Annotated in this window: 31 protein-coding genes; 24 read left to right on the top strand and 7 right to left on the bottom strand. The window is 45.3% G+C overall.

Annotated features, from left to right (window positions below; genetic code table 11):
* Nucleotides 1-11: 11 nt before the first annotated feature.
* On the bottom strand, nt 12-269 hold the full coding sequence (locus tag ICN45_RS05940; RefSeq protein WP_216174432.1) for an accessory factor UbiK family protein: 258 nt from the start codon (nt 267-269) through the stop codon (nt 12-14).
* Nucleotides 270-532: 263 nt separating this feature from the next.
* Between ICN45_RS05940 and ICN45_RS05935 the strand changes: the two genes are divergently transcribed.
* The 8 genes from ICN45_RS05935 to ptsP all read left to right on the top strand — a co-directional run bounded on the left by ICN45_RS05935 (nt 533) and on the right by ptsP (nt 8110).
* Nucleotides 533-1435: a TorF family putative porin gene (locus tag ICN45_RS05935; RefSeq protein ID WP_216174428.1), complete on the top strand. Its 903-nt coding sequence runs from the start codon at nt 533-535 to the stop codon at nt 1433-1435.
* Nucleotides 1436-1460: 25 nt separating this feature from the next.
* On the top strand, nt 1461-1799 hold the full coding sequence (locus ICN45_RS05930) for a P-II family nitrogen regulator (protein ID WP_216174425.1): 339 nt from the start codon (nt 1461-1463) through the stop codon (nt 1797-1799).
* A 13-nt stretch (nt 1800-1812) separates the two neighbouring features.
* Nucleotides 1813-3288, top strand: coding sequence for an ammonium transporter (locus ICN45_RS05925; RefSeq protein WP_216175647.1), 1476 nt, complete (start codon nt 1813-1815; stop codon nt 3286-3288).
* Nucleotides 3289-3393: 105 nt separating this feature from the next.
* The gene (gshA, locus tag ICN45_RS05920; protein WP_216174423.1) at nt 3394-4692 is read left to right on the top strand and encodes a glutamate--cysteine ligase; all 1299 of its coding nucleotides are present in this window, start codon (nt 3394-3396) and stop codon (nt 4690-4692) included.
* A gap of 7 nt (nt 4693-4699) precedes the next feature.
* Nucleotides 4700-5641: a glutathione synthase gene (gshB, locus tag ICN45_RS05915; RefSeq protein ID WP_216174420.1), complete on the top strand. Its 942-nt coding sequence runs from the start codon at nt 4700-4702 to the stop codon at nt 5639-5641.
* 1 nt (nt 5642) lies between these two features.
* Entirely contained in the window at nt 5643-6065 is a 423-nt protein-coding gene (locus ICN45_RS05910) for a PTS sugar transporter subunit IIA (protein WP_216174417.1), read from the top strand.
* Between the two features lie 18 nt (nt 6066-6083).
* Nucleotides 6084-6353, top strand: a complete 270-nt coding sequence (locus tag ICN45_RS05905) for an HPr family phosphocarrier protein (RefSeq protein ID WP_216174414.1) — start codon at nt 6084-6086, stop codon at nt 6351-6353.
* Nucleotides 6354-6355: 2 nt separating this feature from the next.
* The gene (ptsP, locus tag ICN45_RS05900; protein ID WP_216174412.1) at nt 6356-8110 is read left to right on the top strand and encodes a phosphoenolpyruvate--protein phosphotransferase; all 1755 of its coding nucleotides are present in this window, start codon (nt 6356-6358) and stop codon (nt 8108-8110) included.
* Here ptsP and ICN45_RS05895 read toward each other — a convergent pair.
* The 3 genes from ICN45_RS05895 to gpmA are packed head-to-tail and all read right to left on the bottom strand — an operon-like array spanning nt 8107 to nt 11017.
* Nucleotides 8107-8859, bottom strand: coding sequence for a HesA/MoeB/ThiF family protein (locus tag ICN45_RS05895; RefSeq protein WP_216174409.1), 753 nt, complete (start codon nt 8857-8859; stop codon nt 8107-8109). The genes ptsP and ICN45_RS05895 overlap by 4 nt on opposite strands.
* Nucleotides 8860-8877: 18 nt before the next feature.
* Nucleotides 8878-10314, bottom strand: a complete 1437-nt coding sequence (locus ICN45_RS05890) for a S41 family peptidase (protein WP_216174406.1) — start codon at nt 10312-10314, stop codon at nt 8878-8880.
* 13 nt (nt 10315-10327) lie between these two features.
* A complete protein-coding gene (gene gpmA / locus ICN45_RS05885) occupies nt 10328-11017 on the bottom strand; it encodes a 2,3-diphosphoglycerate-dependent phosphoglycerate mutase (protein ID WP_216174402.1) in 690 nt (229 codons plus the stop codon).
* 22 nt (nt 11018-11039) lie between these two features.
* On the opposite strand from gpmA, the gene ICN45_RS05880 reads away from it, so the two are divergent.
* From ICN45_RS05880 to ICN45_RS05865, 4 genes are read left to right on the top strand one after another with little or no spacing between them, the layout of a single operon-like run.
* Entirely contained in the window at nt 11040-11453 is a 414-nt protein-coding gene (locus ICN45_RS05880; RefSeq protein WP_216174400.1) for a rhodanese-like domain-containing protein, read from the top strand.
* A gap of 8 nt (nt 11454-11461) precedes the next feature.
* Nucleotides 11462-11716, top strand: a complete 255-nt coding sequence (grxC, locus tag ICN45_RS05875) for a glutaredoxin 3 (RefSeq protein WP_216174397.1) — start codon at nt 11462-11464, stop codon at nt 11714-11716.
* Nucleotides 11717-11743: 27 nt separating this feature from the next.
* Nucleotides 11744-12265, top strand: a complete 522-nt coding sequence (gene secB / locus ICN45_RS05870) for a protein-export chaperone SecB (protein WP_216174394.1) — start codon at nt 11744-11746, stop codon at nt 12263-12265.
* 24 nt (nt 12266-12289) lie between these two features.
* The gene (locus ICN45_RS05865) at nt 12290-13312 is read left to right on the top strand and encodes an NAD(P)H-dependent glycerol-3-phosphate dehydrogenase (protein ID WP_216174392.1); all 1023 of its coding nucleotides are present in this window, start codon (nt 12290-12292) and stop codon (nt 13310-13312) included.
* 17 nt (nt 13313-13329) lie between these two features.
* Here the strand turns inward: ICN45_RS05865 and trmL are convergent, their stop codons facing one another.
* Entirely contained in the window at nt 13330-13800 is a 471-nt protein-coding gene (gene trmL, locus ICN45_RS05860) for a tRNA (uridine(34)/cytosine(34)/5-carboxymethylaminomethyluridine(34)-2'-O)-methyltransferase TrmL (protein ID WP_216174389.1), read from the bottom strand.
* A 23-nt stretch (nt 13801-13823) separates the two neighbouring features.
* Complete coding sequence (locus tag ICN45_RS05855; protein WP_216174386.1) at nt 13824-14567, bottom strand: ComF family protein; 744 nt, start codon at nt 14565-14567, stop codon at nt 13824-13826.
* A 23-nt stretch (nt 14568-14590) separates the two neighbouring features.
* Between ICN45_RS05855 and ICN45_RS05850 the strand changes: the two genes are divergently transcribed.
* The 7 genes from ICN45_RS05850 to ICN45_RS05820 all read left to right on the top strand — a co-directional run bounded on the left by ICN45_RS05850 (nt 14591) and on the right by ICN45_RS05820 (nt 20183).
* A complete protein-coding gene (locus tag ICN45_RS05850; protein WP_216174383.1) occupies nt 14591-15376 on the top strand; it encodes a class I SAM-dependent methyltransferase in 786 nt (261 codons plus the stop codon).
* Between the two features lie 192 nt (nt 15377-15568).
* Nucleotides 15569-16726: a cytochrome c oxidase subunit II gene (gene coxB / locus ICN45_RS05845; RefSeq protein ID WP_216174380.1), complete on the top strand. Its 1158-nt coding sequence runs from the start codon at nt 15569-15571 to the stop codon at nt 16724-16726.
* A 42-nt stretch (nt 16727-16768) separates the two neighbouring features.
* Nucleotides 16769-18394: a cytochrome c oxidase subunit I gene (gene ctaD, locus ICN45_RS05840; RefSeq protein WP_216174377.1), complete on the top strand. Its 1626-nt coding sequence runs from the start codon at nt 16769-16771 to the stop codon at nt 18392-18394.
* Nucleotides 18294-18509 carry a cytochrome oxidase small assembly protein gene (locus tag ICN45_RS10510; RefSeq protein ID WP_369411465.1) on the top strand — a complete coding sequence of 72 codons (216 nt, stop codon included), beginning with the start codon at nt 18294-18296 and terminating at the stop codon, nt 18507-18509. The genes ctaD and ICN45_RS10510 overlap by 101 nt, the downstream gene beginning before the upstream one ends.
* Before the next feature lie 14 nt (nt 18510-18523).
* Nucleotides 18524-19108, top strand: a complete 585-nt coding sequence (locus ICN45_RS05830; RefSeq protein ID WP_216174371.1) for a cytochrome c oxidase assembly protein — start codon at nt 18524-18526, stop codon at nt 19106-19108.
* Between the two features lie 17 nt (nt 19109-19125).
* Entirely contained in the window at nt 19126-19299 is a 174-nt protein-coding gene (locus ICN45_RS05825) for a DUF2970 domain-containing protein (RefSeq protein ID WP_439650781.1), read from the top strand.
* 29 nt (nt 19300-19328) lie between these two features.
* Entirely contained in the window at nt 19329-20183 is an 855-nt protein-coding gene (locus ICN45_RS05820) for a cytochrome c oxidase subunit 3 (RefSeq protein WP_216174366.1), read from the top strand.
* 63 nt (nt 20184-20246) lie between these two features.
* On the opposite strand, the gene ICN45_RS05815 is transcribed toward ICN45_RS05820, so the two are convergent.
* Nucleotides 20247-20459, bottom strand: a complete 213-nt coding sequence (locus ICN45_RS05815) for a twin transmembrane helix small protein (protein WP_216174363.1) — start codon at nt 20457-20459, stop codon at nt 20247-20249.
* 14 nt (nt 20460-20473) lie between these two features.
* Between ICN45_RS05815 and ICN45_RS05810 the strand changes: the two genes are divergently transcribed.
* Genes ICN45_RS05810 through ICN45_RS05790 form a run of 5 tightly spaced genes read left to right on the top strand, consistent with a single transcriptional unit; the run spans nt 20474 to nt 24524 of the window.
* Nucleotides 20474-21262: an SURF1 family protein gene (locus ICN45_RS05810; RefSeq protein WP_255531105.1), complete on the top strand. Its 789-nt coding sequence runs from the start codon at nt 20474-20476 to the stop codon at nt 21260-21262.
* Entirely contained in the window at nt 21259-21915 is a 657-nt protein-coding gene (locus tag ICN45_RS05805) for a redox-active disulfide-containing membrane protein (protein ID WP_216174360.1), read from the top strand. Before ICN45_RS05810 ends, ICN45_RS05805 begins: the two co-directional genes overlap by 4 nt.
* Nucleotides 21915-23042 (top strand): COX15/CtaA family protein, encoded by a 1128-nt coding sequence (locus ICN45_RS05800; protein WP_216174358.1) that lies wholly within the window; start codon nt 21915-21917, stop codon nt 23040-23042. The genes ICN45_RS05805 and ICN45_RS05800 overlap by 1 nt, the downstream gene beginning before the upstream one ends.
* Nucleotides 23039-23932 (top strand): heme o synthase, encoded by an 894-nt coding sequence (gene cyoE, locus ICN45_RS05795; protein ID WP_216174356.1) that lies wholly within the window; start codon nt 23039-23041, stop codon nt 23930-23932. The genes ICN45_RS05800 and cyoE overlap by 4 nt, the downstream gene beginning before the upstream one ends.
* A gap of 1 nt (nt 23933) precedes the next feature.
* A complete protein-coding gene (locus ICN45_RS05790) occupies nt 23934-24524 on the top strand; it encodes an SCO family protein (RefSeq protein WP_216174353.1) in 591 nt (196 codons plus the stop codon).
* The last annotated feature ends 22 nt before the right edge of the window (nt 24525-24546 follow it).

The raw sequence follows: 24546 nt of genomic DNA, 5'->3' as shown, positions 1-24546 counted from the left end.
CTAAAGTAGTCTTATTCAGATTTTTCTAAGGTAGCCACTTTGGCCTCTAATGCCTCTAATTTTTCTCTAGTTTTAGCAAGTACCTTCGTTTGTAAATCAAATTCTTCGCGCGTTACTAGGTCCATTTTCTGAAAACCTTGGTTCATCATCGCGCGAACATTTTTTTCAATCTCTTGCGCTGGTGAATTTCGGATCGCATCCCCCACTTTGTTTTGCATATCGCTTGCGATACGTTGAATTTGTTCGAGGATCTCGCCTGGTTTTTGCATGATTGGGATTCACAGTTCTATTGGTAGTTGTAGAAAAGATACACATTGATATTTTATGTTGTGTGGCCAAAAGTCTCAAAAAGGGCCCGAAAACCGCAATTTCAGCCGAATTTCCCCCAATTAGTGCAATCAAGTGCACTAAATAGGTGCATTGGCATTATTTAGGGGAATGATCCTGATTCCCAGTCTGGTGCGCGCTTCATGATCACTCCATGCATTAATCATTCAACTTATTTTTAATTAAAACAAGTAAGGAGTAACACATGAAATCTTTGCACAAGAAAGCCCTATCAGCTGCTGCTGTAGCTTTATTGAGCGGCGTAGCAATGCAATCTGCATATGCTGCTGATGAGCCAGCCGCTCCAGAAGTAAGCCCGATCACTGCAAACGTAACAGTTGTTAACGACTATCGTTACCGCGGTCTTAGTCAGTCAAATTTCAAGCCAGCTATTCAAGGTGGTTTTGATTACGCGCATGAAAGCGGTTTCTACATTGGTAACTGGAACAGCTCGATTAGCTGGATTAGCGATGCTTATGGTCAAAATGGCAGCGTCGGAGGGAATCCTTCAGCTGGTAAAACTGTATCCGCTCCTATTGAAATGGACTTCTATGCTGGCTTTAAGAAAGAGTTAATTGGCGAAGGCTTTGCGAGTGATATTGGGTTCTTGCAATACTACTATCCGACCTCAGGCTTGCCTAATGGCGCAACGAACCCAAATACTAGTGAAGTGTATGTTGCTCAAAACTTCACCTTTGGCCCATTAACTGGCTTTGCCAAAGTTTCTTATGCATTAACGCAAATCTTTGGAACCGCCAACTCATCTGGCTCTTACTATCCTGACTTAACATTGAACTACGACACTGGTGTATGGGGCTTGTCATTGAATGGCCACATTGGGTATCAGTATATTGCGGGTAATTTAAATAACGGCTCTCTTTCTTATGCGGGTGCGCAGATTGCTAATGGAACTAGCAACAGTACTTTGTATAGTTATACCGATTGGAAATTGGGTGTAACTAAAGATTTCGGCGGCGGTTTATCTGGCGCTATATCTTATGTTGGCACCAATGCGGCAACTTATGGGGGCGGCTACGCTTATTCCAATCCACAAGGCAAGAACTTGGGTAAATCTACCGGTTTGATTTCCTTAACAAAGGCTTTCTAATTTCCACATCTAAACGGAGAAACACATGAAATTAATTACCGCAATCATCAAGCCCTTCAAGCTTGACGAAGTGCGCGAAGCTCTCTCGGAAGTCGGAGTTTCGGGCATCACTGTCACTGAAGTCAAAGGCTTTGGTCGTCAAAAAGGTCATACCGAGCTGTATCGCGGCGCTGAGTATGTTGTTGATTTTTTACCTAAAGTAAAAATTGAAGCTGCTGTTGATGATGGCATCTTGGAGCGTGCGATTGAAGCAATTGAAAAATCAGCACGTACTGGCAAGATTGGTGATGGCAAGATTTTTGTCTCTCCTATTGAGCATGTCATTCGTATTCGCACCGGTGAAACCGGCGCGTCAGCACTTTAAAGAGAGGCTCAAAATGTTAACTTGGATGAAAAAACTCCTTGCTGGCGGTGCGATGGCTTTGGCTATTGGATCAACTGGCGTCATGGTGACATCACCAGCTTTTGCTGATGAAGCCAAACCTGCTGTTGCTGCTGCGGCAGCTGCTGCAACCGCGGCCGCTCCTGCCGCTCCTGCTTTAGTTCCTAACAAGGCAGATACCGCTTGGATGATGGTATGTACCGCTTTAGTGTTGTTGATGACACTTCCTGGCCTGGCTTTGTTTTACGGTGGTTTAACACGTAGCAAAAATATCTTGTCCATCTGTATGCAATGTTTCATGGTCTTTTCGTTGATTACAGTGCTTTGGGCTATTTATGGCTATAGCTTTGCATTCACGGAAGGTGGGCCATTCGTTGGTGGACTCGATCGTTTGTTCTTGGGTGGTATGACTCCAGATTCAGTTGCGGCAACCTTTAGTAAAGGTGTTGTCATTCCTGAGTATGTATTTATGGCTTTCCAAGCAGTGTTTGCAACGATCACTTGCTGTTTGATCATCGGTTCATTTGCTGAGCGCGCTAAGTTCTCTGCAATTTTAGTATTCATGATTATTTGGTTCACATTCAGCTACGTGCCAATCGCTCATATGGTTTGGTTCTGGCCTGGTCCTGACGACATCAAAGATGCTGCATCCCTCGAGGCAATTACTGCTCGTGCTGGTTGGTTATGGCAAAAAGGGGTTCTCGACTTTGCTGGCGGTACTGTTGTACATATCAATGCTGCGATCGCCGGTTTGGTTGGTTCTTACGTTATCGGCAAGCGAGTTGGTTACGGCAAAGAAGCCATGAAGCCGCATAACTTAGTTTATGTAATGGCGGGCGCTGCACTCTTGTGGTTTGGCTGGTTTGGTTTCAATGCAGGCTCTGCTCTTGAAGCTAATGGTAGCGCTGCATTGGCATTCGTGAATACTTATCTAGCTACTGCTGCTGCCGTATTGGGTTGGTCAGTTGCTGAATGGGTTCTCAAAGGAAAGCCATCGATGTTGGGTGCTGCTTCTGGTTGCGTAGCTGGCTTGGTAGCAATTACTCCTGCGGCTGGTTTTGTTGGCCCAATGGGCGCTCTCATCATAGGTGTATTGGCTGGTGTTCTTTGCCTCTGGGGTGTAACTGGTCTTAAGAGGATATTAGGCTCAGATGATAGCTTGGATGTGTTTGGTGTGCATGGTGTTGGCGGTATTACTGGCGCCTTGCTGACCGGTGTATTTGCTGATCCGGCATTGGGTGGAACTGGCATTTGGGACTATGTTGCAAATGCAGCTGCTGCTGACTACTCCATCGCTAGCCAATTATGGATTCAGGCTCAAGGTGTCATTACTACCCTGATCTGGTCCGGCGTAGTTTCTTTCATCGCATTCAAATTGATCGATATGGTGATTGGTTTGCGTGTCAAGGAAGAAGACGAGCGCGAAGGACTGGATATCAGCTCACATGGTGAGACTGCATACGAGTCTTAATTAGTCGATTTACCCCTCACTAGGCGGCCTTTGTTGGCTGCCTAGTTTTTAAGCGCGGGATCCTAGGATCCCGCGTCTTTCTTTTAATAATCTTACAATGGTGGAATGGTTCCACATCTCATCACTGCCCTAAGCGGCCCTTTGCTCGAATTAGAGTCAAAGGTTCTAGAAGCAACTCCAACTATTGAGCGTTGGTTCAGATTGGAGTGGCAAGAGCATACGCCGCCATTCTATTGTTCAGTTGATTTGCGCAATGCGGGCTTTAAGTTAGCTCCAGTTGATACCAATCTATTTCCTGGCGGCTTTAATAACCTATCCCCGCAAATGTTGCCTCTGGCTGTTCAAGCTGCCATGGCTGCGATTGAGAAAATCTGCCCAGAAGCGAAGAATCTTTTATTAATTCCGGAACGCCATACCCGCAATACTTTTTATTTACAAAATGTTGCCCGTCTTTCTTCCATCTTGCGTCAAGCAGGCTTGAATGTTCGCTTGGGTACTTTTTCAGAAGAAATTAAAAAGCCTACTTGGATTGAGCTGCCAGATGGTAATCGTCTATTGATGGAGCCCCTATCAAGATTGGGCTTGAAAAAGCAACGCTTAGGTTTAAAAGATTTTGACCCATGTTCGATCTTATTGAATAACGATTTGTCTGCTGGAATCCCGCCGATTTTAGAAAACATTCATGAGCAATACTTATTGCCAGGTTTACATGCTGGTTGGCATGTGCGTCGGAAGTCAAATCACTTTGCCGCCTATGAAGAGGTTGCTAAGAAATTTGCCAAGGTGGTTGATATCGACCCTTGGATGATTAATCCTTACTTTACCAGTTGCTCAAACGTTAATTTTCATGAGCGTAAGGGAGAAGAAGAGCTTCAAGCTGCGGTTGAGCAAGTTTTGAAAAAGACCGCGAAAAAATATCGTGAATATGGCATTAAAGAAAAACCCTATGTCGTTGTGAAAGCCGATGCCGGCACCTACGGTATGGGGGTGATGGTGGTTAACGATCCTTCACAGCTTAAGGACTTGAACCGTAAAGACCGTAACAAAATGAGTGTAGTTAAGGAAGGTCTAGAGGTGAGTGATGTTCTGATTCAAGAAGGTGTATATACCTTTGAGAAGGTAAATGAGGCAGTCGCTGAACCAGTGGTTTACATGATTGATCGCTATGTGATTGGTGGCTTCTATCGTGTACATACCGATCGTGGTCCTGACGAAAATCTGAACGCACCTGGTATGCACTTCGTGCCCTTAGCTTTCGAACAAAACTCAATGCCGGATATGAGTGCTAAGCCTGGTAGTGCAGCTCCTAACCGTTTTTACTTGTATGGTGTAGTTGCCCGCCTGGCATTATTGGCCGCCTCCTTAGAGCTTGAACGTACTGACCCTGATGCTGAAGCGGCCTAAATAAAACATGGATCTTTTATTCATTGCCGATCCACTAGAATCTTTTAAGGTTAAAAAGGATTCCACCCTAGCAATGATGCGAGTTGCCCAGGAGGCTGGGCACCGTTTATGGTTTTGCCAAAGTCGCAATGTATTGTGGAAAGAGAATGTAGTCCTTGCTGATTGCCAGACGCTAGTTATTAAGCCAAGCTCTACTTCTTGGTTTGAGCTTGGCGAAATTGAATCTCGCGTATTGAACTCTTTTTCCGCAGTATTGATGCGTACCGACCCTCCATTTGATATTGAGTATCTCAACGCAACTTGGTTGCTATCTGCAGCTGTAAGGCAGGGTGCAATCGTATTGAACGCACCCGCTGCAGTGCGCGACCATTCTGAAAAACTATCAATTACTGAATTTTCAGAATTAATTCCCCCCACATTAGTGGCTCGTGAATTGAGTGCGGTGGAGGAATTTCATCGGGTGCAGCACGATATTGTGATTAAACCCCTCGATGGCATGGGTGGAATGGGCGTGTTTCGGGTGGGGCCAGATGGGCTTAATTTGGCCAGTATTGTAGAAACCTTGGGGCAAAATGGCGCTAGAACCCTGATGATACAAAGATTCTTGCCGGAGATAGCGCAAGGCGATAAGCGCGTCTTGTTGATTGGGGGTGAGGTAGTCCCATTCTCCTTAGCGCGGATTCCTCAGGGCAATGAAATTCGTGGGAATTTAGCTGCTGGCGGAAAAGGCGTTGCTATGCCTTTATCTGCAGTTGAAAAACAAGTTGCTGAAAGACTTGCGCCAATTTTGAATCAGCGTGGTTTATTCTTGGTTGGACTAGATTTAATCGGCGGTTACCTTACTGAAATAAATGTTACTAGCCCCACTTGTTTTGTTGAAATAACAGATCAAAGTGGTTTTGATGTCCCGCAGTTTTGGTTGAAGGCGCTTGAGAAAGCATTGTCATAAGATGACCGGAATATTAATAGTTGCACACACCCCTCTTGCGAGCGCAATGCTAAGTTTTATTGAGCATACCTTTGGTGATTTGCCAGAGCGTATCAGCGCAGTTGATATTCCTCCGCATGAAGATATCAAAGATAGTTTTGAGCGAGTGCTTGAAGCGGCCATTGCTGTGAACACTGGTAAGGGTGTCTTGATATTGACCGACGTGATGGGGGCCACCCCAGCAAATGTGGCCTCTAAGATCGAATCTGTAGGCCATTCTTATGGGCTTACATCGCAAGTGATTGTATTGACAGGCCTGAACTTGCCAATGTTGATGCGCTGCATATCTCATCGCGGGGAAGAGTTGGAAGAATTGGCACATAAGGCGCTAGCCGGTGGCCAGCATGGAATTTTGCGTTTGGGCACAAAGGTTAATCAAGAATAAATTCGAGGTGAGTACGTAATGCCAGTTGCTGAAATTGAAATCATTAATAAATTAGGCCTACATGCCCGCGCTTCGGCCAAGCTAACTCAAATGGCAGCTGAATTTCCCTGTGAAATATTCTTGTCGCGCAATGGACGTCAAATCAATGCCAAGAGCATTATGGGTGTCATGATGCTTGCAGCTGGTATTGGCAGCAAAGTGACTATAGAGACTGTGGGTGATAAAGCGGATGAGGCAATGCAGGCTCTGACAGAATTAATTAATAACCGCTTTGGTGAAGGCGAGTAGCAATGACTTTTGCATTGCACGGAATTTCGGTATCAAAAGGCATTGCTATTGGCAAGGCGGTACTGATCTCACGTGCAGCTCTAGAAGTTAGTCATTACTTAGTTGAGTCCGGTAAAGAAGAGGTTGAAGTGCAGAAGCTTTTAGATGCCTTCGAGCAAGTTCGTTTAGAGCTCAATCAATTGCGTCAAGGCTTGCCAAAAGATGCACCGCAAGAGATGGCTGCATTCTTGGACGTACATGGCATGATCCTCGCTGATCCTGCCTTAGCAGAGAAGCCGATGAAACTAATTCGTACTCAGCGTATGAATGCCGCTTGGGCCTTAACCACAGAGTTAAATGATTTATTAGAGCAGTTTGCCGAGATTGAGGATATCTATCTCAAAGAGCGCGCTAATGATATCCGTCAAGTAGCTGAACGGGTGATTAAGGCTTTAAATGCGCAGAAAAAGGACTCTCTGACTGCTGCAGATTTACTGTCCCCAAGTGAACTTGGTGTTGAATCTATTATTGTGGCGCACGATATTGCTCCACTTGACATGTTGCGATTTAAGGAGTCCGCATTCACTGGATTTGTAACTGATCTAGGCGGTAAGACTTCTCATACTGCAATTGTTGCTCGTAGTATGGAAATTCCAGCCATAGTGGGTGTTCGTCATGCCAGTGAGATGATCCGCCATGGTGATTGGTTGGTTTTGGATGGCGAGCGTGGCGTTGTAGTGGTGGCTCCGGATGCGCAATTACTTGCGGAGTATCGTAAGTTACAAGGCCTAGCCTTAAAGGAGGGGCGCAAGCTTCAACAGCTTAAGCATACCAAAACCGAAACCCTTGACCGGATTGATATTGATTTGTTTGCCAATATCGAATTACCCGAGGATGCAATACAAGCGGTAAAACTCGGGGCTGTAGGAGTAGGCCTGTTTCGGTCCGAATTTTTATTTATGAATCGTAATCAGGCATTGCCCGATGAAGAGCAGCAATTTCAAGAATATCGACGTGTAGTTGATCTCTTGCATGGCCTGCCTGTCAATATTAGAACAATTGACGTTGGTGCCGATAAGGCCTTGGGCTCTAGCAGTATGGATGTTTCACAAACAGGGACTTCACCATTGGGTTTGCGGGCGATTCGTTGGTCCTTAACTGAACCTGAAATCTTTTTGACCCAATTAAGAGCAATATTGCGAGCCTCTGCATTTGGTCAAGCTCGCATCATGATTCCGATGTTGGCTCACGCAAAAGAAATTGATGAAACTTTCCGCTTAATAGAAAAAGCGAAGCAACAACTCCATCAACGCGGTCAGCCATTTAATCCTAGTATCCAGGTGGGCGCCATGATTGAAATCCCGGCGGCTGCTTTAGTTCTACCCCTATTCATAAACCGCTTTGATTTTCTCTCAATTGGTACCAATGATTTAATTCAGTACACCTTAGCGATTGATCGTGCCGATCATGCGGTCGCACATTTATACGATCCTTTGCATCCAGCCATTTTGCATTTACTGGCAAGTATCATTGATCAAGCAAAACGCGCTAATGTACCGATAGCAGTCTGCGGCGAAATGGCTGGCGACCCTTCATTAACTAAGCTTCTGCTTGCGATGGGTCTAACGGATTTCTCGATGCACTTTAGCCAGTTATTACTAGTCAAACGTGAGATTTTGAAGGCGAATGTGGGAATGTTAAAAGCCCGTTTTCCAAGGGTGCTTAAGGCTTATGAGCCTGAAGCCCAGGCGAAGGCGCTCGAGCGTTTACTGGCTTAGTGGGCTTTGCCACAAACCGGACACTCCGAATTGCGGGAAATTTTGAATTCATCAATTTGAGTAGTGCAAGCATTCCAAAGTAGCATGCGTCCCACTAAAGGCTCTCCAAAACCAATTAATACTTGCAAGGCTTGAGCGGCTTGCATTGTGCCAATAATTCCCACGAGCGGCGAAAAGATCCCCATTGAGGAGCAGCTTACCTCTTCAAATTGCTCGTCAGGAGAAAAGATGCATGCATAACATGGTGATGAAGCCTTACGTGGATCAAACACGCTAAGCTGACCATCAAAGCGGAGAGCCGAACCAGAAACTAATGGAATTTTGTACCTTACACAACTGGCATTAATCAAGTGGCGCGTTGAAAAGTTATCAGTGCAATCCAACACAACATCAACACTCGGTAGCAGCTCATCTAGCAAGGATGTTGTTGCCTTAGCTTGGATAGTTTCAATATGAACGTAAGAGTTGAGTTGCTCTAGAAACTGTTTGCCTGAGCCGACTTTGCTTTTGCCGACACTGTTTTCAGTGTGCATGATTTGGCGTTGGAGATTGGTGAGTTCAACTTGATCGTGATCAAGCAGAGTAATATTTCCAACACCGGCAGCCGCTAAATAAGGCGCAGCCGCACTGCCTAGTCCACCGGCCCCAATTACCAACACATGCGAATGTAAAAGCTTTTCTTGGCCTGCTACATCAATTTCTTCAAGGAGCAAGTGCCTTGAGTAACGGAGTAGCTGCTCATCATTCATGTGCTGGCTGAAAATGGATTACTCAAGCTTGGATGAAGAGCGCTTCACTGGCTGGCCGTTAATAAAGGCCACAGCTTGAGAAAGCATAAAGTCATCTGCACTACCAAGTTCAGGTGGCTTCTTATTCTTATCTTTTTCTTTCTCTTCAGGAGTCTTCTTCGCATTTTTCTCTTCAATGCGTTGTAACTCTTCAAGTCGACGCTGCTCGCGATCCTTAATCAACTTGTCTTCGGCAGATTGTTTATTGCGTAGATGTTTCTCACTATCGATTTCACGGGTAATTAATACGTCATCCGGATCGCCATCTTTGTTTTGATCTACAGGAATATCTGGCTTAACACCGTATGCCTGAATCGATTTTCCGCTGGGTGTGTAGTAGTAGGCGGTAGTAATTTTTAATGCAGAGTCATTGGTGAGTGGGCGAACCGTTTGCACGGACCCCTTGCCAAAAGTAGTTTTGCCAATAATAGTTGCCCGCTTGTAATCCTGCAGTGCCCCAGCCACAATTTCGGAGGCAGATGCGGAGTAGGCATTTACCAAAACTACCATTGGTAGTTTTTTGAAAATCTCGGGTACTCCAGCTAAGGGGTCTCCTGGTTCGCTCAGGCGGTACATTGCTGGTGTGGCATTGAAGACTTGCTTAGAGTCTGGAGATTGACCTTTGGTGGAGACAATTACAGCATCCGGCGGTAAGAACGCCGCCGCAACGCCAACAGCACCCTGTAAAAGGCCACCACCATTATTGCGAAGGTCCAGAATAATACCCTTGAGTTTAGGATCTTGATTAGCAAGCTCAGTTAACTTCTTGGCAAGATCAGGAACGGTACGCTCTTGAAAGCTGGTTACGCGAACCCAGGCAATATCCTTATCTAAAATTTTGGCTTTAACAGATTGCACTTTAATTTCAGCGCGAGTAATGGTTACTGGAAAGCTACGCTCTTCACTCTTGCGATAGACGGTCAGGGTAATTTTAGTACCTGGTGTACCACGCATCGTACGCACTGCTTTATCAAGCGACATTCCACGTACAGGCTTATCGTCTAAGCGAGTAATTAAGTCTCCTGCCTGCAATCCTGCTCTTGCAGCAGGACTATCTTCAATTGGATTGAGAACTTTGACAACGCCATCTTCAGAAGTAATCTCAATGCCAAGACCAGCAAATTTTCCTGAGGTTTGCTCTTGCATTTCTGCAAAATCTTTTTTATCCAAAAACGTGGAGTGTGGATCAAGACTGCTAACCATCCCTTTAACAGCATCAGTCAATAGCTGTTTATCTTCAATCGGCTCAACGTATTCGCGTTTGATTTGGGCAAAGACGTTTGAAAGGGTGCGAAGTTCTTCTAGCGGTAGCTGCTGAGAGCCTTGCTGGGCAGTAGCTGAAAGCTGAATGGTGGCGGCTACCCCTGCAATCAGACCAATCGCGATAAGGGCAAAGTTCTTTAAAAAATGGCGCATGTTTCTTTTTACCCTAGTCTAAGTAAAAGTGTTGAATCGGTTTAAGATTGTCATCGAGCTCATAAACAAGGGGTACTCCGTTAGGAACATTGACTTCCATAATTGCTTCATCAGACATTTGATCTAAATACTTAATTAATGAGCGAATACTGTTACCGTGCGCAACCAATAAAACGCGCTTCCCAGCTTTGAGGGCTGGTGCAATCGACTCATTCCACAGTGGCAGTACCCGCTCTACGTTATCTTTAAGGCATTCGCCCAGGGGAATTTCAGAAGTGCTGAGTTTTGCATAGCGCTGCTCATTTTTTGGATTGCGCTCATCGTCGTGCTCAAGCAAGGGTGGGCGTACATCATAAGAACGGCGCCAAATATGCACTTGTGCGTCCCCATATTTTTCGGCTGTTTCTGCTTTATTGAGACCAGTTAGCGCCCCGTAATGACGTTCATTTAATCTCCAACTGTGGACTACGGGAAGCCACATTAAATCCATGGCGTCCTGAACATGCCAAAGAGTGCGAATGGCCCGTCTTAAAACAGAGGTATACGCCACATCAAATTCATAGCCTGCTTTTTTGAGGTTTTCACCAGCAGTTAGAGCCTGTTCAGCGCCTTTAGGGGTTAAGTCAATGTCTGCCCAGCCAGTGAAGCGGTTTTCTAGGTTCCAGGTGGATTCGCCATGACGAATTAGGACAAGTTGTTTCATAGAGCCATTCTATAATCCCGGGATGAACTTTCTCACTCAAATCGATAATTTAGCGCTTATTGCCTTACTGTTAGTTTCCGGCTCAGCGCTTTTCCTTCCTACATTATCTACGCTAATTGGCGGGAAAGGCTTATCACCTACCGAAGCCACCATTTGGATAAATCGACGTAAAGCCTATGTTTTAGATTTACGTCCAGAAGAGATATTCAAGGCGGGCCGCTTGCCGGGGGCTAAATCGATTAGTGCAACCGCATTGACTGCAGCGATTGAAAAGCTCAAGCTAGACCGCAAGAACCCAGTCGTACTAGTGTGTGAAACAGGTGCACAGTCCCGTAAGGCAGTTGCTGAAGTGCAAAAATTGGGTTTTGTTGAGGTTGGTAGCTTAGATGGTGGAGTGCAGGCATGGAAAGATGCAGCCCTCCCATTAGTTAAATAAGAGAATTTATGCCCCAAGTCACGATGTATAGCACCCAAGTTTGCCCATATTGTGTGATGGCTGAAAAGCTGTTGCTTAAAAAAGGCGTCAACAACTTAGAAAAAATCCTTATAGACCGAGACCCAGTTCAGCGTGAAGCAATGATGTCCCGTACGGGTCGTCGTACTGTTCCGCAGATTTATATTGGCGAGACACATGTGGGCGGATATGATGATTTAGTAGCCTTGGATCGAGCAGGCAATCTCGATCCTTTATTAGCTTGAAGTATTAACATTTACAGAAAGATAGTAATGATTGAACAGTCTACCGCCCCTCAAGAAGGGGTCGATAACTCAACAGGACCCGGATTTCGGATCCAGCGCATTTATTTAAAGGACGCTTCACTTGAGCAGCCTAATGCACCGCAAATACTGTTGGTTGCATCTGAGCCTCAAGTTGAAGTTGAAGTGGATATTTCAGTTACTCCCTTGAGTGACGGTATATTTGAAGTAGCCTTAAGTTCGACGGTGACTGCGAAAGTTGAAGCTAAGGTACTCTTTTTGGTTGAAGCGAAGCAAGCGGGTATTTTTGAGTTCAGTAATATCCCTCCTGAGCAAATCGATCCCATGCTCGGGATCGCCTGTCCAACCATTTTGTATCCCTACTTGCGATCTAATGTCGCCGACATTATTAGTCGCGCTGGATTCCAGCCAATCCATTTGAATGAAATCAACTTCCACGGCATGTATGAGCAGCGCTTAATACAGGCTCAACAGGCATCTGCCATGGAAGCTAGCCCTACAGATGAAAGCAAGATCATCCTGCCGCATTAAGCTTCAGGAGCGGGCCTACAGATCATGAAAGTGACCCTGCTTGGTGCTGGCGCTTGGGGAACAGCGATGGCCGCTCAGGCGGCTCGCTTTCTGCAAGAAGGTGATGTTTGTTTGTGGTCTCGAAGTGCCGAGCAATTACTAGAGATCGAGAAGTCTGGCCAAAATAAACTCTATCTTCCTGACATTCGATTACCCAAAAATCTCACATTAGAAAGTCATTTTTCTAAGGCGATCAACAGACTCTCTAGTAATGATCTCTTAGTGATTGCAACCCCAATGTCAGGTCTTGCAGAAACAACCACTCAAGTGTTAAAGCTTGCCGAACACCCTCTAAATATTATTTGGTTATGCAAGGGTTTGGAACCTACGACGGCTTTGTTGCCCCATCAAGTGGTTGCGCGTGAACATGCCTTGCATAGTCATGGTATCCAGCATGCTTACGGCGCTTTATCGGGCCCTAGTTTTGCGCGTGAGGTAGGGGCCGGAATGCCCTGCGCATTAACTGTTGCTAGCACCTCAAGCCAGTTATGCGAAATTGTGCAAGCCGCATTTCATCATGGAAATATGCGCGTCTACTCAAGCGATGACTTAATTGGTGTTGAGCTAGGTGGAGCCATTAAGAATGTTTTAGCAATTGCCGCAGGCATTGGTGATGGCCTAGATTTAGGTTTGAATGCACGTGCAGCTGTTCTGACCAGAGGTTTGGCTGAAATGATGCGTTTGGTTAAGGCTGCTGGCGGTAGATCTGAAACTTGCATGGGTTTGACTGGTGTTGGAGATTTGATCTTGACTGCTACCGGTGATCTGTCTCGTAATCGCCGCGTTGGGCTTGAGCTAGCCGCTGGAAAGTCATTGAATGAGATTTTGGCTGGTTTAGGCCATGTTGCAGAGGGCGTTCTTTGCGCCGCAGCGGTTGCTGATTTAGCAAAGCGCCTGGGGGTGGAGATGCCGATTACCGTGATGATGGGTGAAGTCTTATCTAACAAGCTTACCGCGCAAGATGCCCTTAAAAAACTGATGAGCCGCGACCCAAAAATAGAAGCTTAATTTTCTTTCGCTTATTTTTAATTACCGCCAATAAGCCCATTTTGGCGCCAGGCTTCATACACCACAATCGCTACTGTATTGGATAGATTCAGACTACGACTACTATCTTGCATTACTAAACGCATTTGATTTTTTGGTGGAATTGAATTACGTACCTCATCAGTAATGCCTTTGGTTTCTGAGCCAAAAACAAAGTAATCATTTGGAGCATATTTGCTCTCATGAAATTTTCCACTTCCTTTAGTTGTTAAAGCAAAAAGATGCTTTGGATCGGGTTGCTCATCTTTTAAAAACTGTGCCCAACTAGTGTGTACTTTTACGCTAGCGAATTCGTGATAGTCAAGACCAGCCCTTTTTAGTTTGGCGTCTTCCATTGGAAATCCCAAAGGCTCAATTAAATGTAATTTCGCCCCTGTGTTTGCGCATAAGCGGATGATATTTCCAGTATTGGGCGGAATTTCTGGTTCGAATAAGACAATATTAAACATACTCTGTTCTTGATTTAATTTCTTTATAAAGGCTTTGAGGTTCTGAGTAGCACCCAATTTGTCACTCTCTTGACTCCATTGTCCTTCAGAACGCGAGCAATTTCATTCAGGGTCGCTCCACTAGTCATGACATCATCAAAAACGATGATGGAATGACCCTGAAGAAGTTCAAGATGCCGTTCTTCCACGTAAAACATCTCTTGTATTGATAAGCTTCTGTCAGTGCGCTTGCTTCCAGCTTGTTGCCCTGAAAAGTGTTGGCGCTTTAATGTGTAAGGCATTTTTTTAATCTGCGAACCAGAGTCAATCCTTCTAGCGATTTCCCAGCTTTGATTAAACCCGCGTAAGGCTAACTTTTCAGGGCTCAGTGGAACAGGAAGGAGATAAGTTGCTTTCTCATCTGGCAATTGCTGCACAAAAATCGCATTCCACACTTTTGCGAGTCCATCGGCATAGGCAAGACGTTTTTGATATTTCAGCTGATGTAAAGCATCTTGTAAGGAACCTTCGTAGCGATCAAGACAATAGCTTGCATCAAAATAGGGAGAATTTGCTATGCACTGCTTGCAGTGCTGCTCTTCTATTTCTGATGCGTCAAGTGAGATGCCGCATTGACGGCAACATTCATAATTAAATAGCGCGTTCTCATACAGGGATTGCAAGCAGTTATTGCATACAGCAGCTTTTTGATGATGTTCGCAAATGATGCAAGCTGTTGGCAACGCATACTCACTAATGCATTGAAAAATCTTCTCTAGAAATCGCATGGGACGCTGAGTATACTGAGCCAATGACCCAGCAGATCAGATGGTTACAAGATGAAATTGCAGACCGTATGTTGCAAAAACTCGATATTGTTAAATTAGATGTTAAGGATATTCTGCTTGTTCCAGATTTTCCTGGAAAGCATTTACTAAGCTTTGCAAAGCGCTATCCCAGGGCAACTATTTTTAGCGTTTCTGAGGAAGGTATTTCTGCTTTTGCAATGTGGCGCTCTAAGGCGATAAGTAATTGGCGATCTTTGTTTAGTAGTAATTCAAGTGCCTTTGCAACTTATCAATCAAAAGGCCGATTTGATCTTCCTGATAATTCTGTAGGTTTGGTTTTTAGCGACTTAATGATGCAGGACTTACCCGATCCGCAGCATTTCCTCAAAGAGTGTTGGCGTGTTCTGCGGGAGGGTGGTTTGCTCACTTTTAGTTATTTGGGGCCCGACACCGCTAAAGAGTTACGCGTCCTTGAACCAGGAGTGCTCCAGTTTAAAAACTTGTTGAGTCCTTGGGACATGCACGATATGGGCGACGCCTTGTTGGGAGAACGATTTTCAGATCCAGTAATGGATATGGAATGTCTGCATCTCGAATACGATTCTGACCAGCTTTTACTGATTGATGCAGGGGCTTTGAAATTGCTTCAAGACCCCCTTGTTGAAATGCCGAAAAGTGGCGTTTTGCCACAAAAAATGACCTTAGAGGTGGTTTATGGGCATGCTTGGGCTATCGGAAAACACCTAGCTAAGGTACAGGACAATGTCGCCTACATTGACATAAATCAAATTGGACGCAAGACTAGGTGAGATTCTGCTTAAGTGTAAGTACTTACTATCATTTAAACCTAGATCAAGATTGGACTACGCTGGGTCATCGCTGTTTGTTCTTAAGCTCAATTAACCCTATAATTAGCGCTGGATGAATTGGCTTGATACCGCATTTTGGGCATTTAGTGGCGCTTTTTGGCACTTTGCCCGCGACAATAAACAGAGAATAAGATGAATTTATTTGGAAAAGTCACTAGGGCTTCGCTCTATTTAGTAGCAGCCTTTGGTACTGCTTTAGCGCACGCAAGTGAAAATATGCCTGGTGGCCCAGCTGTAAATCAGCTGAACTTTACAGCCCCAGCAACCAAAATCATGCAAGAAATCCACTGGCTACATTGGATGATGTTGGTCATTTGTGCATTGATCTTTATTGGGGTTTTTGGGGTGATGTTCTACTCCATCTTGAAACATCGCAAATCATTGGGTCACAAATCTGCTTCGTTTCATGAGAGCACCACTGTTGAGATTATTTGGACAGTGATTCCGCTTTTAATCGTCATCGGTATGGCGTTGCCTGCAACCAAGACTGTTGTGGCAATGAAAGATACAACCAATTCAGATATCACCATTAAGACCACTGGTTACCAGTGGAAATGGGGTTATGACTACATTAAGGGGGAGGGCGAAGGAATTAGCTTTTTGTCGACTCTCTCTACTTCACGTGAAGCCATCAATAATTTGGCACCAAAATCAAATACCTATTTGATGGAAGTGGACAATGAAATGGTTGTGCCAGTTGGCAAAAAAATTCGCTTGATTACTACTGCTAACGACGTGATACATGCTTGGACAATTCCAGCATTCGGCGTTAAGCAAGATGCGATTCCAGGATTTGTGCGTGACACTTGGTTTAGGGCCGACAAGATTGGTACTTTCCGTGGTCAATGCTCAGAGTTGTGTGGTGCAGAGCATGCATTTATGCCGATTGTTGTGAACGTTGTTTCACAAGAAGACTACACGGCTTGGGTTGCACAGAAGAAAAAAGAAATGGGCGCCGCTGGCGATGATCCTTCAAAGGTGTATACCTTGGATGAGCAAAAAGAGCGTGGCGCAAAAGTGTATGCTGCAAATTGTGCGGCTTGTCACCAGGCAAATGGTAAGGGTGCGGGTGCATTTCCAGCTCTTGACGGTAGCAAAGTGGTCAATGGCCCTAAAGACGGTCAATACAATATTTTGCTTAACGGTAAAAATGCAATGCCGAAATGGGCTGGCGTAATTTCTGATGGTGATATCGCTGCTGTTATTACTTATACCCGTAACTCCTGGGGTAATAAATCAGGTGAGGTAATTCAGACCCAAGAAATTATTACTGCGCGCGGCGGCAAGTAATTCAGATTAACTAATATAGATAAAACGAAACCGGAGTATTCCATGAGCACAGTCTCTACTACCCACGATCACGATCACGCACACGATCATGCGCATGATGATCACACGCCACACGGTTGGCGTCGTTGGTTGTTTGCCACCAATCACAAAGACATCGGCACGATGTATTTGATCTTCTCGTTTATTAGCTTATTGGCTGGCGGCGTGATGGCTTTGGGAATTCGCTTGGAATTATTCCAACCGGGTTTGCAATTCTTGCGCCCAGAATTCTTCAATCAATTAACTACCATGCACGGTTTGGTGATGGTGTTCGGTGCAATCATGCCAGCCTTCGTTGGTTTTGCTAACTGGATGGTGCCTTTGCAAATCGGCGCATCAGATATGGCTTTTGCACGTATGAATAACTTCAGCTTCTGGATTCTGCCGGTGGCTGCTACTTTGTTATTGAGCTCATTCCTAGTTCCTGGCGGAGCACCTGCAGGCGGTTGGACAATCTATGCTCCGCTGAGTTCGCAGATGGGCCCCGGAATGGATATGGCTATTTTTGCCCTCCATTTATTGGGTGCTTCCTCGATCATGGGTTCGATCAATATCATCGTGACCATTTTGAATATGCGCGCGCCTGGTTTAACTCTGATGAAGATGCCCATGTTCTGCTGGACTTGGTTAATTACTGCTTATTTATTGATTGCCGTGATGCCTGTATTGGCCGGCGCAATTACGATGGTGTTAACCGACCGTCACTTCGGTACCTCATTCTTCTCTGCTGTTGGTGGCGGTGACCCAGTGATGTTCCAGCATATTTTCTGGTTCTTTGGCCACCCTGAGGTTTACATCATGATTCTTCCAGCATTTGGAATCGTCAGTGAGATCATCCCAACCTTTTCCAGAAAAACATTGTTTGGTTATAGCTCCATGGTTTATGCAACCGCATCAATTGCGATCTTGTCATTTATCGTATGGGCTCACCATATGTTTGCTACTGGTATGCCTGTCACTGGGCAGTTATTTTTCATGTACGCAACGATGTTGATTGCGGTACCAACTGGCGTGAAGATTTTTAACTGGGTTGCCACTATGTGGAAAGGGTCGATGACCTTTGAAACTCCAATGTTGTGGGCTATTGGTTTCATCTTCGTATTTACAATGGGTGGCTTTACGGGTTTGATCTTGGCATTGGCGCCAATTGATATCGGCGTTCAAGATACTTATTATGTGGTTGCTCACTTCCACTATGTATTGGTAGCGGGCTCATTATTTGCGATGTTCGCTGGCTTTTACTACTGGTGTCCAAAGTGGACTGGCTATATGGCTAATGAAACTCGCGGCAAGATCCATTTTTGGACTTCCATGATTTTCTTTAACTTGACCTTCTTCCCAATGCACTTCTTGGGCCTAGCAGGTATGCCACGTCGCTATGCAGACTATCCAACCCAATTCGCTGACTTTAATGCGATTGCTTCAATTGGTGCTTTGGGCTTTGGTTTATCACAAGTGTATTTCTTGTTCTTTGTTGTGCTGCCTGCCTATCGTGGTCAAGGCGTCAAAGCATCGATGAAGCCCTGGGATGGGGCAAAAGGTTTGGAGTGGACAATCCCTTCACCAGCGCCACACCACACTTTTGAAACCCCGCCAAGTCCAGAGCAAATGCGTGAAGCCGGAATTTAATTCTTCAGAGAAACAGGCCCTTGCTGCGAATAATCGCAGGATGGGTTTTATTCTTTTGAGTGTAGTAGTAGTCTTTTTTATTGGCATTCTGATTAAACGAGGTATGTTAGGTTAATCCCTCTAATTGTGATGGTTACTACTCAAACGCTAAATCGTCAGATTTTATTAAAGCTCTTAATTGCGGCTGTGATGATGTTTGGTTTTGGTTACGCTCTAGTTCCAATGTATAAGGCCTTGTGTGAGGTCACTGGAATTAATGTAGTGACTAGTAAGAATGATTATGGTGTCAGAGCCTTTAGTCCTAATAAGGTCGGTAATACTCAAGTGAACTATGCGCGCACAGTCACTATTGAGTTTGATTCGAATAGTCGTGGGCCATTTACTTTTAAACCAGTAAAGAACTTCTTAGAAGTTCACCCTGGAGAGATGACCGAAATTGTGTATGAAGTAACGAACAATCTCGGTCGTGTAGTGCGGGCTCAAGCAATACCGAGTTATGCGCCAAAAAGCGCAACGGAGTTTTTTACTAAGTTAGAGTGCTTTTGTTTTCAGGAACAAACGCTAGCAGCAAATGAAATGAAGAAGATGCCGGTAGTGTTTGTAATTGATGCAGGCTTGCCTGATGATGTGAAGACAATTACTTTGTCATATACCTTCTTCGAGTTGGGATTGGGCGGTACACCGCCTGCCCCTAAATCGAAGCTAGCTTCATGAAAAAGAAAAGTAGTTTTATGCAGTCTATGAAAGCCGTGATGTGGGGCTTCTTAGGTGTGCGTAAAAAAGCAGGTTTACAGGAAGATGTAGCTTCACTCAGTTTTGTGCACATTATCATTGCAGGTGTTCTTGGGGCCTTGATTTTTATGGCCGTTCTGCTGTTGATAGTGAAAGCAGTTGTGTCCCATTGATTATTTATTGATTGAATAGAGAGAATAAGATGTCATCCAATTCAACCCCATACTATTTTGTCCCTGCGCTATCTAGGCACCCAGCCATGGCAGCGATTGGCTTAATTGCATTTGGCTTCGGTATGTCCGGCTGGGTTAACCACGCCTCTTGGGGCGGTCCTCTGAGCCTAGTAGGCGTAGCCTGGATATTATTCGTTCTCTATCACTGGTTTGGAGACACGATTTCTGAATCCAATGCCGGTAAGTATGGCGTTAACGTTGATGTCTCTTACCGTTGGTCAATGGCTTGGTTTATCTTTTCTGAAATCATGTTCTTTGCTGCATTCTTTTCAGCCTTGTTTTATGCGCGTAATATTGCGATGCCTTGGATGGGTGATGTTGAGAGTAAGTTGATCTGGCCTAATTTCCAGGCTGTTTGGCCGAATGATGGTCCTGCCGGCTTGGTTGAAAAATTCACTACCATGGGTCCTTGGCCGATTCCTACCTTGAACACTTTCTTATTGTTGAGTTCAGGTGTAACGATCACCATCTCGCATCATGCTCTAGTCGAAAACCACATGAAGAAAGCTATCATTTTCTTGGCTGCAACGGTTGGTTTAGGCTTTATCTTCTTAGGGTTCCAGGCTTACGAGTATTACCATGCTTACCATGAGTTGAACTTGAAATTAACCTCTGGTATCTACGGCTCAACTTTTTTCATGTTGACTGGTTTCCATGGTTTCCACGTATTCCTTGGGGGCACTATGTTAGCGATTGTTCTGCGCCGGATGATTCGTGGCGACTTTACTGCTAAACACCACTTCGCTTTTGAAGGCGCTGCTTGGTACTGGCATTTTGTCGACGTTGTCTGGTTAGGCCTATACATCGCTGTCTACTGGATGTAAGCAGAGGAAAAAATCGGGGCGTAAGCCCCGATTCGTTTTGAGTTAGGGTTTTTTTACCTAGCTTTAGTTTCTGCCTACTTTGATACCAGTTGCCTCAATGAGGCCAAAGTAGTAAGCAAGCAGGATCCCCAGGAATAGCGCAAGTGATAGGCCAATGCGCAGCATCAGCGAGCGGACCATTCTGGAGCTATTGCCCCGATCTTTCATCATGTAATACAGTGCTGAGCCTAGGCTTCCAACAATCATTAGTAGGACAATCGGAATAATCCACTTCATCTCAAATCCTTAACTTGAATAATCTCTTTTCTGCCCTCATTACTAAGCGCATAGTTGCTACTGTATCAGCCTTGCTGGTCATTGCCATTGGCTGTGTTGCTGGAGTCTGGCAACTCAATAGGGCTGAAACCAAAATTGCTTTGGCTGCTAATTTATTGGCCCGCCAACAAATGCCCATTTTGAATGCCAATGCTGGCCCTGTAAGCTTAGAAGATGCGAGAGAACGTCGTATGAATGCTCGCGGACAGTTCATCCCAGAGGCAGCCGTTTGGTTGGATAACCGGCCAAGACCGATCCCTCCGGCGGCAAGTGCTGTTTCGCAGTCAGGCTTTTATCTCATGATGCCCTTTAGGCTCGAGGGACGCGATGAGATGTTATGGGTCAATCGAGGTTGGGCCCCTCGCAATACTGAAAATCGAGAAGCTTTGCCGCCGGTTAAAACACCAGCTAGTGTGGTCAATATTGAGGGCATTGTATTTCCCCATCCTGGTAAGGTGTATGAATTGGGTGATAGCACGCCTGCAGTTGACACTGGCAAACCCCGCATTGAACAAAACTTTAATTTAGGGATAGAAGCAAAGATCCATAGCTGGTCGCAAAGCCCCTTTATCTTGCGGGAAGTTGAAGCGGGTATTGACGATGGTTTATTACGTGAGTGGGCGCCCCTGACAAATGGGGTCGATCGCCATTATGCTTATGCATTCCAGTGGTTTGCTTTAGCTTTCTCTGGATTTTTATTTTGGTTAATTAGCGGCTTACGACAATATTGGCGTAGGGGTGTTGTGAATGGGGATCAAGGGTGAGTGATAAAGAATTATTAATACCTGCTTCGCAGACAGATACTTCTGCAATCATTGCGCGGACCCGGCGTGGCCGCATTCAAATGCTATTGCTTATGCTTGCCTGTGCTGCACCAGTCATTGCTTCTTACTTAGCCTATTACGTCATTAAGCCTGAAGGCGGCAAAACGAACTTCGGCATCTTAGTGTATCCAGCCCAAGAATGGAACACTGCCTGGCTAGATATTCCTATGCAGGGTAAGTGGACGTTGCTGATTGCGCGTCCAGCAGGTGAGTGCCAGATTAAAGATGAAAAGTGTATTGAGGCTTTATTTTTAATGCGTCAGACAAGAGTGGCTATGGGTAGAGAGAATAAGCGTGTTCAGCTGGTTTGGGTCAATACGGATGGCAAGCCCGTTGATCCAGAAGTGCTTAAGGTCTATGACGAGCAGTCTGCTGGCATGAAAGTGATTTCATTGCCCACAGATCCTCAACTCAGAGCTGGCTTTGAAGGCTGGCTTAATAAAGAGGGCGCAGGTCAGCAGATTCAATTGATTGACCCTAGTCCAGCCAAGATGATGTATTTCCCGGTCACGAATTCTCCTAAAGAGTTTTCAAGTATGAAGAAAGATTTAGAAAGACTCTTGAAGCTGAATCACAAGGGCGAAAATTTGTAATGCCCAATTTTGTTTTGTTTCTAGAGTTAGCTGCAATCGCAATCGTATTTGCGGGTCTGCCCTTGGCTTATCTGTGGACAAGGCCGGGTTATAGTTTTTTTCAAAAACTCAATTGGGTTCTAGTCTTTATGACTTTTGACTTGATTGTGTTTGGGGCATTTACCCGTCTGACTGACTCAGGACTTGGTTGTCCAGATTGGCCTGGTTGCTATGGGACATCCAATCCCTTTCATGCCCTTGGAGAAATCCAGCAGGCTGAGAGCGCCTTGCCGACGGGCCCCGTCACAGTTATAAAAGCATGGATTGAAATGATTCACCGCTACTTAGCTATGACGGTGGGGGCTTTAATTTTAGTTCAAGTTGGAATGGCTTTTAGCAAACTGAAGTCCTTAGGTAAGACTCCCTTGTTTGGTAGTTTAGGTCTCCTCTTATTGGTGTGTATTCAAGGCGCATTTGGTGCTTGGACTGTTACGCTCAAATTGCAGCCGATTATTGTGACCATGCATTTAATGTTGGCTTTGATTTTATTGGCCTGCCTTACTACATATGCTCAACACACTTGGGAAGGGGGTTCCACGAGTTCGCATACATTACGCATTCGCCCACTCCCTGCGGGCTTGCTACTCACCGCTTTTATTGTTCTTTCGATACAGATCTTTTTAGGCGCCTGGGTAAGTACGAACTACGCTGTATTGGCTTGTCCAGACTTCCCAACCTGCTTAGGAAGCCTGTGGCCAGAAACCAATTGGGCTGAGGGTTTCAGCCTGTGGCGCCAATTGGGCCTGAATGCTCAAGGTGAATTTATTTCTCCAGTTGCTTTACAAACGATTCATTGGGCGCATCGTCTATTTGCGCTTGTGGTTTTGCTTGTCTTGGGGGCATTGGGCTTGAAGGCTTTGCAATTAACAACGCCAGCCTTATCTGATCTTGGACGCTTGGCAAAACTTTTGCTGGCGATACTCTTACTGCAAGTTGTTACCGGGATATCAAATGTCGTGTTTCAGTGGCCTTTATTAGCCGCTTTACTGCACACCGCCGGCTCAGCCGCTCTAGTATTCTGTTTAGTCAGAATGAGTTATTGGGCATCTTGGGGCGCATCCATTCAACAGAAGATGACAAAGTTATGAGCACACCCCAACCCTCTCCGCCAGCAGCAATGCCACGTTGGCGCCAATACTGGGTTTTAACTAAACCGAGAGTGACTCAGCTTGCCGTTTTTTGTGCTGTGATTGGAATGTTCTTGGCAACCCCTGGCATGGTTCCTTACCCAGTACTTTTGGGTGGCATTGTGGGAATTTGGCTCTTAGCGGGCGCGGCGTTTGCAGTCAATTGTTTGATTGAACAGGCTGTTGATGCAAAAATGAAACGCACTGCATGGCGTCCTTCAGCTACAGGCGAAGTGGCGCCCTTTCACATTATTGTTTTTTCAATCATCATTGGTTCACTGGGGATGATTGTGTTGTGGAATTTCTGTAACCCACTGACGATGTGGTTAACCTTAGCTACCTTTGTGGGTTATGCAGTGATTTATACCTGGTTATTAAAACCAGCAACCCCCCAGAACATTGTGATTGGCGGCTTATCAGGTGCAATGCCTCCAGCGCTTGGTTGGGCAGCCGTTACCAATACCCTGTCTGCGGAAGCTTGGCTTTTAGTGCTAATTATTTTTGTTTGGACGCCGCCCCATTTTTGGGCCCTGGCTTTATACCGCCGCGATGATTATGTGCAATCTGGTTTGCCAATGCTACCCGTAACACACGGTGAGCGATTTACCTTGCTGAATATTTTGTTGTATACATTGATCTTGATTGCCGCAACGATGCTTCCCTATCTATATGGCATGAGTGGCATCGTGTATCTGGTCTCAGCCATCGTGCTCGGCTTAATATTTTTGGGCTATGCCATTGCTTTATTTATTTCCTATAGCGATGCCTTGGCTAAGAAAACCTTTCGTTTTTCAATTACCTATTTGTCATTGCTCTTTGCGGCACTGTTAATAGATCACTACTATCTTTAAGATGAATCTAAATTTATTCCGTACTAGCTGTGTTGTTGCACTGTTGATGATTTTGGCAGCTTGCAGTCCAAAGCCCGAGTTTAAGAATATTGACATCACTGGTAGCACAGCCTTTGGTAAAGACTTTAGTTTGCTCGATCCAGATGGTAAGGTTAGAACGCTTGCGGACTTTAAGGGGAAAGTAGTGCTGATGTTCTTCGGCTATACCCAGTGCCCAGATGTTTGCCCAACTACCTTGACTGAAATGCAGCAAGTCATGACCCTGTTGGGGCCTCAAGCAGATAAAGTGCAAGTGCTCTTTGTGACAGTAGATCCAGCACGAGATACAGACGCTATTCTGAAGCAGTATGTGCCTGCATTTGATCCCCGTTTCTTAGGCCTTCGTCCCGCAGATGATGCCGCCCTAGAAAAAGTCACCAAAGATTTCAAGATTTATTACAAAAAGGTGCCAGGAAATAGTCCAGGCTCATACACCATAGATCACACTGCAGGAAGCTATGCGTTTGATCCTGAGGGGCGTTTACGCCTTTACATCAAACATGCTCAAGGTCCTGAGACCTTGGCGCATGACTTGAAAGAACTTTTAAAGTAAGGGAATACTACTGTGGGCGAAA

Source organism: Polynucleobacter alcilacus (assembly GCF_018881545.1).
GTDB lineage: Bacteria > Pseudomonadota > Gammaproteobacteria > Burkholderiales > Burkholderiaceae > Polynucleobacter > Polynucleobacter alcilacus.
This window is presented reverse-complemented; position numbering and strand designations above follow the sequence as displayed.

Coding starts and splice junctions, on each gene's coding strand:
- trmL (WP_216174389.1), bottom strand. CDS start 13,800: ATGTTTAATATTGTCTTATTCGAACCAGAAATTCCGCCCAATACTGGA.
- grxC (WP_216174397.1), top strand. CDS start 11,462: ATGCCCCAAGTCACGATGTATAGCACCCAAGTTTGCCCATATTGTGTG.
- ICN45_RS05890 (WP_216174406.1), bottom strand. CDS start 10,314: ATGCGCCATTTTTTAAAGAACTTTGCCCTTATCGCGATTGGTCTGATT.
- gshB (WP_216174420.1), top strand. CDS start 4,700: ATGGATCTTTTATTCATTGCCGATCCACTAGAATCTTTTAAGGTTAAA.
- ICN45_RS10510 (WP_369411465.1), top strand. CDS start 18,294: ATGGGGCAAAAGGTTTGGAGTGGACAATCCCTTCACCAGCGCCACACC.
- ctaD (WP_216174377.1), top strand. CDS start 16,769: ATGAGCACAGTCTCTACTACCCACGATCACGATCACGCACACGATCAT.
- ICN45_RS05910 (WP_216174417.1), top strand. CDS start 5,643: ATGACCGGAATATTAATAGTTGCACACACCCCTCTTGCGAGCGCAATG.
- ICN45_RS05850 (WP_216174383.1), top strand. CDS start 14,591: ATGACCCAGCAGATCAGATGGTTACAAGATGAAATTGCAGACCGTATG.
- ptsP (WP_216174412.1), top strand. CDS start 6,356: ATGACTTTTGCATTGCACGGAATTTCGGTATCAAAAGGCATTGCTATT.
- ICN45_RS05930 (WP_216174425.1), top strand. CDS start 1,461: ATGAAATTAATTACCGCAATCATCAAGCCCTTCAAGCTTGACGAAGTG.
- ICN45_RS05925 (WP_216175647.1), top strand. CDS start 1,813: ATGTTAACTTGGATGAAAAAACTCCTTGCTGGCGGTGCGATGGCTTTG.
- ICN45_RS05790 (WP_216174353.1), top strand. CDS start 23,934: ATGAATCTAAATTTATTCCGTACTAGCTGTGTTGTTGCACTGTTGATG.
- ICN45_RS05820 (WP_216174366.1), top strand. CDS start 19,329: ATGTCATCCAATTCAACCCCATACTATTTTGTCCCTGCGCTATCTAGG.
- ICN45_RS05895 (WP_216174409.1), bottom strand. CDS start 8,859: ATGAATGATGAGCAGCTACTCCGTTACTCAAGGCACTTGCTCCTTGAA.
- gshA (WP_216174423.1), top strand. CDS start 3,394: ATGGTTCCACATCTCATCACTGCCCTAAGCGGCCCTTTGCTCGAATTA.
- ICN45_RS05815 (WP_216174363.1), bottom strand. CDS start 20,459: ATGAAGTGGATTATTCCGATTGTCCTACTAATGATTGTTGGAAGCCTA.
- ICN45_RS05905 (WP_216174414.1), top strand. CDS start 6,084: ATGCCAGTTGCTGAAATTGAAATCATTAATAAATTAGGCCTACATGCC.
- coxB (WP_216174380.1), top strand. CDS start 15,569: ATGAATTTATTTGGAAAAGTCACTAGGGCTTCGCTCTATTTAGTAGCA.
- ICN45_RS05800 (WP_216174358.1), top strand. CDS start 21,915: ATGCCCAATTTTGTTTTGTTTCTAGAGTTAGCTGCAATCGCAATCGTA.
- ICN45_RS05855 (WP_216174386.1), bottom strand. CDS start 14,567: ATGCGATTTCTAGAGAAGATTTTTCAATGCATTAGTGAGTATGCGTTG.
- ICN45_RS05880 (WP_216174400.1), top strand. CDS start 11,040: ATGAACTTTCTCACTCAAATCGATAATTTAGCGCTTATTGCCTTACTG.
- gpmA (WP_216174402.1), bottom strand. CDS start 11,017: ATGAAACAACTTGTCCTAATTCGTCATGGCGAATCCACCTGGAACCTA.
- ICN45_RS05935 (WP_216174428.1), top strand. CDS start 533: ATGAAATCTTTGCACAAGAAAGCCCTATCAGCTGCTGCTGTAGCTTTA.
- ICN45_RS05830 (WP_216174371.1), top strand. CDS start 18,524: ATGGTTACTACTCAAACGCTAAATCGTCAGATTTTATTAAAGCTCTTA.
- ICN45_RS05825 (WP_439650781.1), top strand. CDS start 19,126: ATGCAGTCTATGAAAGCCGTGATGTGGGGCTTCTTAGGTGTGCGTAAA.
- secB (WP_216174394.1), top strand. CDS start 11,744: ATGATTGAACAGTCTACCGCCCCTCAAGAAGGGGTCGATAACTCAACA.
- ICN45_RS05940 (WP_216174432.1), bottom strand. CDS start 269: ATGCAAAAACCAGGCGAGATCCTCGAACAAATTCAACGTATCGCAAGC.
- cyoE (WP_216174356.1), top strand. CDS start 23,039: ATGAGCACACCCCAACCCTCTCCGCCAGCAGCAATGCCACGTTGGCGC.
- ICN45_RS05865 (WP_216174392.1), top strand. CDS start 12,290: ATGAAAGTGACCCTGCTTGGTGCTGGCGCTTGGGGAACAGCGATGGCC.